Below are 6,479 nucleotides of genomic sequence, written 5' to 3'. Positions count from 1 at the left end.
CTACGCCCTTCCGCGCGCCGGCGACCTGCCGGCCTTCGAGGTGCTGACGCATTCGACGCCCTGCGAGCACAACCCCCTGAAGGCTAAGGGATGCGCCGAGGTCGGCTCCGTCGGATTGCCGCCAGCCATCGTCGGAGCCCTCCTCGATGCGCTCTCGGAATGCGGCGTCGACGCCGTCGAGATGCCGGCAACGCCGGATGCGGTGTGGCGGGCAATCCGGGCTGCGAGCCGGCCGGTCTCATATGTCAGACCGTTGTAGAGGACGGGATTTGGTCGAGAGCCGGCGCCTCCGCAGGAGGCTATCGTCATGCGGGGATACCCGCGTCGCGCCCGCGGATCCTTGATGCCCTCGCGGGGCTCGATCCGAGCCGCTCGCTCGGCTGATCAACACGCATTGGCACTTCGATCACACCGACGGGGGCGAGTGACGACCTTCGGCGCGGATCGCTCCATCCTGGCCGTAAGCCCGCGCTGTGCGAGCCTGCTAACTTCTGCTCGGCCACACACGTCCTTGAGTACGGGCGTGACGAGTTGCTCCGCCGGCTAGACCCACCCGTTCTGGTTCCAGTCGTTCGGGGCCGTGATGGGGATGTACGTGCTGCTTCGCGCCTTCCCCTCGTTCAGCCCGCCGAGATATTCTCGGAAGCAGACCTGACCGCTGGGTCTTAATTAGCCTGCCTCTGTCGGCCAGCCGCGGGCCGTGAAGCGCTGGGAGCCAAGTGCCCGGGCCCGTCAGATTGCACCGGCCTAGGTGGCCATAACCTCCCGGACATGATCGGCCACGGTCGCGGCGAATGCGGGATCGTTGATGTGGAGCGGCAGTCGTACGAGTCGATGCGCATCGTTCGTGTGGAACGCCCCTTCGATCGCCTCGAACAGAGCGGCATCCGCGATGCAATCAAGGAAAGGCTGTCCCGGTGCATCCAGCATCGACACGCCCTTCTCCGGGAGTAGCAGGCGTACAACGCCGGGAGACCGGTTGAGCTTTTCGGCGAGCCAGATCCCGGCGGCTCGGTTCTCCTCGGGAGATGTCCGCATGAGCGTGACGTTGGCATTGTGGACGTGGAAGAGCCGACCTCGATGCTTGTCCGGCACGGTTTCGCGCGCCCAGAAGTTGATCATGTCGAACGCCCCGACGGACCCGACCCAAGGCACGCCCGTTTTCACGATGGCCTCAAACCGATCGGGACCGGCGCTGCAGACCCCGCCGAAGAGGAAGTCCACAGTCTCCGTCGTGGAAACATCCACGATGCCCTTGAACAGGCCCACCAGCACCAGCGCTTCGAGGGCACGGCCGCCCGAACCGTTTGCGTGAAAGACTTGGCAGTCGAACGTGTCCGACAGTTCCTCAGCAGCCACCGTTACGCAGGGCGTCGTGACTCCGAACATCGTGATCCCGAGGGACGGCTTGTCGTCCACCACCTCCGGCAGCGGCCGCAGCATCATTCCGGCGAGCGCGTGGGCGGCGTTGCCAAGAACCACGCGCGAGATCCGGTTCAGCCCAGCCACGTCTGTGACCGGGAACATCGTCGTGACGTCGTGGATGCCTGTATACGGAGACATGTCGCCGGCGGCGAGCGTGGAAACGAGGACCTTGGGCGTGCCGATAGGGAGCGACCGCATGGCTGGTGCCACGATGGCGGTGCCGCCCGATCCGGCAAGCGTGATCATGCCGCCGACATCGGACCGCGTTTCCATCCAGCGCCGCAGAGCCTCCGTCATTGCGGTCACAGCGACCCCGCGGTCGCCGGCCTCGAGGACCGCAGCTCTTCCTCCTGGATGGTACGCCGCCACATCGGCGGCGCTTACCTCGACATCGAGAGCCTCGCTCTTAGTGCCGACATCGACCGTGACTACCCGGAGGCCGGCCCCGCGGAGAAGGCTCGCAACATAGCGATGTTCGTTGCCCTTCGTGTCGAACGTTCCGATCACATAGGCAGCGCCGCTCTCCGCCATCCGTCATCTCCGCGATGAGCGCGCGAGTTCCTCGGCACCCTGAAAAGCGAAGCGAAACGTGTCCGTGACGGCCCGCATCACCTCTGGCTCGTTCTCCGGGTCCACCTCGAACGTCGCCCACCATTCCCCGAAGGTCTTGTCACCCTCGGTCACGCGCCAGAGCCGCATCTCAGCCACGTAGTCGCGAACCGGCAGGGTCGCCTCAAGGATCTCGTAGCAGCAGACGTAGTCACGGTCGGATAGCGTCAGCAGCTTCTCGCGAATTTGGCCCTGCCCGTCCCTCGTGCGAAAGTTCCGAATACAACCGACCTGGTCGGACGGAAGCCCGTCCTCGATGTGGCTCTCCGAGAAGAGCTTCGCATTGTAGGCTGGAAGAGCGTTGAAATCGCGCAGCACCGCCCAGGTCGCGGCGAGCGGCGCCTCCATCACGGCGGAGACATAGACGCGGCGGTACATCACCGTGCTCCCTCAGTAGGTGATCGCTTTAAAAGTCCTGACGTGCTCGGTCATGGCGACTTCGACTGGCAGGCGTTCGACGCTGGATGCGCCGTAGAAGCCGTTGCAGTGACGGCTCTTCTGCATGACGTAGCGGGCGTCGTCGGGCGAGGAGATCGGTCCGCCATGCGCAATGACGATCACGTCCTTGCGGACACGGCGCGCTGCCTCTGCCCATTCGTCAATCAGAGCTACGGACTCGTCGAGCGACTTCGCCGTCGTGACGCCGACCGTGCCCCCGGTCGTAGTGCCCATGTGCGGAACGATCAGGTCGGCGCCCGCCTTTGTCATCTCGACAGCCTCTTCCGCGCTGAAGACGTAAGGGGTCGTCAGGAGATCCAGCTCGTGCGCCTCGCGGATCATGTCGATCTCCTGGGCGTACTGGATGCCGGTCTCTTCCAGCATCACCCGGAAATTGCCGTCGATGATGCCAATCGTCGGAAAATTCTGGACGCCCGAAAAGCCGAGTTCCTTCAGCTCCTTCAGGAACACCGGCATAATGATAAACGGGTCGGTTCCGTTGACTCCGGCCAGGACAGGCGTTCGCTTCACGACGGGTAGGATCTCCACCGCCATCTCACGCACGATTGCGTTGGCGTTGCCGTAGGCCATCAGCCCCGATGAGGAGCCCCGGCCAGCCATGCGGTAGCGGCCGGAATTGTAGATGATGATCAGGTCGATCCCGCCCGCCTCCTCGCACTTCGCCGAGAGTCCGGTACCGGCACCGCCGCCGATGATCGGCTCCCGGCGCGCAACCATGTCGTTGAACTGAGCCATGATGTCGGCTCGCTTTATCGCTGGCATGTCCTGCTTTTCCTGTTTGACCGGCCGGCTCCTGTGCCGCGTTTTGGGCCAAGCGGCCGGGTTCTCGAATCATTTGTGGCCGTTCCGCCGGTCCGGCGGAAGGGCCATTCAGCGTCACTTCTTGACGAGGTAGCAGGTCGACTGGGAGAGCGGCTGGAAGGCCTTCTCCGCCGGAATCGTCCCGAGCGGCTTCAGGTAGTCCCAGGCGTATTTGGACTCGGCCTTCGACTTCACTTCCCAGAGGTACATGTCGTGGACCATGCGGCCGTCCTCACGGATCATGCCGCCTTTCGCGAACATGTCGTTGACGGGCATCTCGCGCATGACCTTTGACACCGTGTCCGGATCATCGGTTCCGGCCTTCTCCACGGCTTTGAGGAAGTGGAGCGTCGACGAGTAATCCGCCGCCTGGCTCATGTTCGGCATGCTGCCGACGCGGTCGAAGTAGCGCTTGCCGAAGGCCCGCGCGTCCTCGTTCATGTCCCAGTACCACGCGTTGGTGAGTTGCAGCCCGGCCGCGGCGTCCAGCCCGAGCGAGTGGACATCGTTGATCCAGAGAAGGAGAGCTGCGGGCGTCTGGGTTTTCGTGCCGCCGAACTCGGCAAGGCTCTTGATCGCGTTGATCGCGTCCGCACCCGTCGAGGCGATGCCGATGATCTTCGCTTTCGAAGCCTGCGCCTGGAGAACGAAGGAGGAGAAATCGGTCGTATTGAGAGGGTGTCGCGAAGACCCGAGCACCTTGCCGCCGGCGGCTGTCACCACGTCTGTGACCTGCTTCTCGAGCCCGTGCCCGAAAGCAAAGTCGACGGTCAGGAAGTACCAGGTATCGCCGCCCTGCTCGACGACCGTCCGCCCGGTGCCATGCGCCAGAGAATAGGCGTCATACGCGTAGTGAACCGCGTACGGCGAGCAGGCCTGGTTCGTGATACCCATGTTCGATGAGCCGTTCACGACGATGTGGCGCTTCTTCTCCTTCGCGATCGCCGCGACCGCGAGCGCCACGGCCGAGTTGGATAGATCCTGAATCAGATCGACGCTTCCGGTGTCGAACCACTGCCTAGCAAGATTGGCACCGATGTCGGGCTTATTCTGGTGGTCGGCATGGATGACCTCCACGGGCTTGCCGAGGACCTTCCCGCCGAAATCCTCGACTGCCATGCGGACGGCCTCGACCGCGCCCTTGCCGGACAGGTCCGAGTAGATGCCGGTCATGTCCGCCAGGACGCCGATGCGCACGACGTCGTCAGACACCTTTCCAGTCTGTGCGTTTGCCGCTCCAGCGCCGATGCTCGCTGCGGCAAGCATCGCTACGACACATGACAGCCTCTTCATTCCATCCCTCCCGTTTTCGTCTTTTCGTTTGATTGACGGGCAGCTTGTCGGGAGCGACAGCACTTTGCCATGGGCAAAGACCACGCCGAGCTACGTGAAACACACATCAACGGTCCCGACACCACTCTCTGGACCGTCAGGGCTGAGCACTGCGATGCCCTGATGCAGCGCCAGATCGCACATGTTGGCGTCGGCGATGCTGCGGTCCCGTATCGGATCGTGCGAACAAAGCTTTCCGGCGCCTACCTTCACGGCACGTTGGGCGGTGAAGGCCGCATGCTGATCGACGGCCGATGGCGGCCACATCGCGACGGCTGGGCATCCCTGGCCCCGGCGCACGTCCTTCACGCCTTCCATGCCATTCCATCGAAGCGCTGGCGCTACTGCTGGGTTCGCTACAAGCCGGCCTCATCGCGGTCATGTTTCACGCCATGGCGCCCATCATCGGCCAGTTCGACTGTCAGCCGCTCGGACATGCCATTATGGGCCTGTTCCACGAGATGCAGGCGCGCCGCGACATGGCTACCTGTGCGCTGTGGCTCGACCTTGTCGAGAGTTACGTCGAGAGCTTTACCGAGCCGTGGCGCCGGGAGGAGCGGCTTGTCGCGGTGTGGAGCGCCGTTCGTCGCGATCTGTCTCGTCCCTGGGTACTGGCGGATCTGGCAGGCCTGGCCGGGCTTTCGGGCGAGCATCTGCGGCGACTGTGCCAGAGCAGCCTTGGGCGCAGCCCGATGCAGCAACTCGCGAACTTACGTGTTCAGCACGCCGCGCACCTTCTCGCCACGACAAACTCGAAGATCGAGGTGATCGCCGAGTCGGTTGGTTACCGAAACCCGTTCGCGTTCTCGGATGTGTTCAAGAGGGTAACCGGCGTTCGGCCATCGCAATTCCGATCTCGAAGGCGAGCGAGCCTGTGAAGCAAAGGATAAAATGCGGCCCCGAGAGCCATGTCTGCTTTCCCGCTTTGTTCTCCCGAGGCGGTCCTCCTGCTTCCGGCCAGCTTCTCGCTTAGCTCACCTCTGAAGTCTCCTTTGTCACCGGCGAGGGCCGGTGAAGGAGACGGACGATGGGGTCATTCCGAGTACGATCCGGGCTTCAAAGAGCGCCGGGCGTGGAACGCAGGACGGAAACTCGGCGCCAAACGAGCGCTGAAACCGCAGCAGGTCTGGGCTGTGCGGTTCTGGTTGGATCGCGAGGGCCGGGTCCGAGATCGAGCCATGTTCGACCTCGCGATCGACAGCAAGCTGCGGGGCTGCGACGTCGTGAAGGTCCGGATCGGGGATCTTGTCAGCGGCGGCCGCGTCCGCTCTCGCGCCACCGTCATCCAGCGCAAGACAGGGCGACCGGTGCAGTTCGAGCTACTCGAACCGGCGCGAGTAAGCGTCCTCGCCTGGCTTGGATGCCGCGGTGGAAGCCTCGACGACTTCGCCTTTCCGAGCCGGACCGACAACGCGGCTCACATCAGCACGCGGCAGTACGCGCGCCTTGTCGACGAGTGGGTAAGTGGGATCGGCTTGCGCAGAGAGGACTACGGCACCCACTCGCTCCGCCGGACGAAGGCATCGATCATCTACAAGTAGACCGGCAACTTGAGCGCCGTGCAAACTCTGCTTGGGCACACAAAGATCGAGAGCACGGTGCGCTACCTGGGCGTGGACGTCGAGGACGCGCTCATGCTGGCGGAGGGCACTGAGATCTGATCTGCACTGCTCCTCGACGACGACGTCGAGGAGCTATCGAAGCGGCTGCCGCACTGCGCCCTGGGCGGCCGTCCAGCAAGATCGGCTGCCTGCTTCAAAGCGGACACGAGCTTCAACCGGGGTAGATGTCGCAGTGAGGCTAGACAGCCGAAATCGGGGCGCCTCATCTGGGGTTTGGAGTTGACCCGCTTC

5 protein-coding genes and 5 pseudogenes are annotated in these 6,479 nt (G+C 63.7%); 6 read left to right on the top strand and 4 right to left on the bottom strand.

Translation table 11 applies throughout. The annotated features are described in order from the left end of the window. The 3 pseudogenes from ACO2SS_RS25395 to ACO2SS_RS25385 form a co-directional block, all read left to right on the top strand. Positions 1-259: pseudogene (locus tag ACO2SS_RS25395) on the top strand (xanthine dehydrogenase family protein molybdopterin-binding subunit); the annotation flags it as partial. Between the two features lie 53 nt (positions 260-312). Beyond that, positions 313-425 (top strand): annotated as a pseudogene (locus ACO2SS_RS25390) (MBL fold metallo-hydrolase); the annotation flags it as partial. A gap of 46 nt (positions 426-471) precedes the next feature. Further along, positions 472-592 (top strand): annotated as a pseudogene (locus ACO2SS_RS25385) (DUF763 domain-containing protein); the annotation flags it as partial. Between the two features lie 155 nt (positions 593-747). Here the strand turns inward: ACO2SS_RS25385 and ACO2SS_RS25380 are convergent. The 4 genes from ACO2SS_RS25380 to ACO2SS_RS25365 form a co-directional block, all read right to left on the bottom strand. Then, positions 748-1,956, bottom strand: coding sequence for a Tm-1-like ATP-binding domain-containing protein (locus ACO2SS_RS25380; RefSeq protein ID WP_423280647.1), 1,209 nt, complete (start codon positions 1,954-1,956; stop codon positions 748-750). Positions 1,957-1,959: 3 nt separating this feature from the next. Further along, positions 1,960-2,412: an SRPBCC family protein gene (locus tag ACO2SS_RS25375; RefSeq protein WP_423280646.1), complete on the bottom strand. Its 453-nt coding sequence runs from the start codon at positions 2,410-2,412 to the stop codon at positions 1,960-1,962. A gap of 12 nt (positions 2,413-2,424) precedes the next feature. After that, entirely contained in the window at positions 2,425-3,255 is an 831-nt protein-coding gene (locus ACO2SS_RS25370) for a phosphoenolpyruvate hydrolase family protein (protein ID WP_423280645.1), read from the bottom strand. Between the two features lie 114 nt (positions 3,256-3,369). Beyond that, the gene (locus ACO2SS_RS25365; protein ID WP_423280644.1) at positions 3,370-4,587 is read right to left on the bottom strand and encodes an ABC transporter substrate-binding protein; all 1,218 of its coding nucleotides are present in this window, start codon (positions 4,585-4,587) and stop codon (positions 3,370-3,372) included. A gap of 69 nt (positions 4,588-4,656) precedes the next feature. Here ACO2SS_RS25365 and ACO2SS_RS25360 point away from each other — a divergent pair. From ACO2SS_RS25360 to ACO2SS_RS25350, 3 genes and pseudogenes are all read left to right on the top strand, one after another. After that, positions 4,657-4,935: pseudogene (locus tag ACO2SS_RS25360) on the top strand (hypothetical protein); the annotation flags it as partial. Positions 4,936-5,018: 83 nt separating this feature from the next. Beyond that, positions 5,019-5,504, top strand: a complete 486-nt coding sequence (locus tag ACO2SS_RS25355) for a helix-turn-helix transcriptional regulator (protein WP_423280643.1) — start codon at positions 5,019-5,021, stop codon at positions 5,502-5,504. Positions 5,505-5,618: 114 nt separating this feature from the next. Further along, positions 5,619-6,287, top strand: a pseudogene (locus ACO2SS_RS25350) (tyrosine-type recombinase/integrase). The last annotated feature ends 192 nt before the right edge of the window (positions 6,288-6,479 follow it).

Source organism: Enterovirga sp. CN4-39 (assembly GCF_049446235.1).
Lineage (GTDB): Bacteria > Pseudomonadota > Alphaproteobacteria > Rhizobiales > Beijerinckiaceae > Enterovirga.
Note: the sequence above shows the minus strand (reverse complement) of the source record. Positions and strands in the feature narration are given on the sequence as shown.

Excerpts from the sequence above, each read along its gene's own strand:
- ACO2SS_RS25380 (WP_423280647.1), bottom strand. The coding sequence starts at position 1,956 with ATGGCGGAGAGCGGCGCTGCCTATGTGATCGGAACGTTCGACACGAAG.
- ACO2SS_RS25375 (WP_423280646.1), bottom strand. The coding sequence starts at position 2,412 with ATGTACCGCCGCGTCTATGTCTCCGCCGTGATGGAGGCGCCGCTCGCC.
- ACO2SS_RS25370 (WP_423280645.1), bottom strand. The coding sequence starts at position 3,255 with ATGCCAGCGATAAAGCGAGCCGACATCATGGCTCAGTTCAACGACATG.
- ACO2SS_RS25365 (WP_423280644.1), bottom strand. The coding sequence starts at position 4,587 with ATGAAGAGGCTGTCATGTGTCGTAGCGATGCTTGCCGCAGCGAGCATC.
- ACO2SS_RS25355 (WP_423280643.1), top strand. The coding sequence starts at position 5,019 with ATGGCGCCCATCATCGGCCAGTTCGACTGTCAGCCGCTCGGACATGCC.